Below are 917 nucleotides of genomic sequence, written 5' to 3' on the forward strand. Positions count from 1 at the left end.
ATCAATCCAAAATATGGCGCAGAGCCTGGAAGGTTATTTTATACACACATTTCTGATCAATACGCACCATTTAGCAGTAAGCTGATCAATGTGGGCGTTCGTGATTCAACCTATGTTCTTGATGGGCTGCTGTATCACGAGTCTGATTTACGCATCGAGGAACACTACACCGATACGGCTGGATTCACCGACCATGTTTTTGCACTCATGCACATGCTAGGGTTTCGATTTGCACCACGAATTCGTGATCTGGGCGATACGAAACTCTATATTCCAAAGTCAGACATAGACTATGCCGCACTTAAACCCATGATTGGCGGCACACTGAATATCAAACAGATTCGTACTCATTGGGACGATATTTTGCGTCTGGCCGCATCAATCAAGCAAGGGACTGTCACAGCGTCGCTAATGCTACGTAAACTCGGTAGTTATCCACGACAGAATGGTTTGGCATTGGCATTACGAGAGCTGGGGCGTATTGAGCGCACACTGTTTATCTTGGATTGGTTGCAAAGCGTAGAACTACGCCGTCGGGTTCAAGCTGGATTAAATAAAGGTGAAGCCCGTAATGCATTAGCGCGCGCCGTTTTCTTTTATCGATTGGGTGAGATTCGAGATCGAAGCTTTGAGCAACAGCGTTATCGAGCCAGTGGCTTGAATCTAGTGACCGCCGCCATTGTATTGTGGAACACGGTTTATTTAGAGAGAGCGACTAACGCCCTACGAGGGCATGGTCGCACAGTCGATGATACCTTGCTGCAATATCTGTCACCGCTGGGGTGGGAGCACATCAATTTAACTGGGGATTATCTATGGCGAAGCAAAGCCAAGATAGGTGGTGGAAAATTTAGGCCATTGCGCGCAATTGAAAAACCTTAGCGTGCTATATTTTCCGTTTCCTGAGACGACCCCTA

1 protein-coding gene is annotated in these 917 nt (G+C 47.0%); it reads left to right on the top strand.

The window, feature by feature from the left end; translation table 11 throughout:
- Positions 1–882, top strand: an 882-nt coding sequence (locus IRT38_RS17380) for a Tn3 family transposase (RefSeq protein WP_032861311.1), incomplete at its 5' end; no start/stop codon positions are given.
- Between the last annotated feature and the right edge of the window lie 35 nt (positions 883–917).

Source organism: Acinetobacter sp. SK-43 (assembly GCF_015351505.1).
GTDB lineage: Bacteria > Pseudomonadota > Gammaproteobacteria > Pseudomonadales > Moraxellaceae > Acinetobacter > Acinetobacter junii.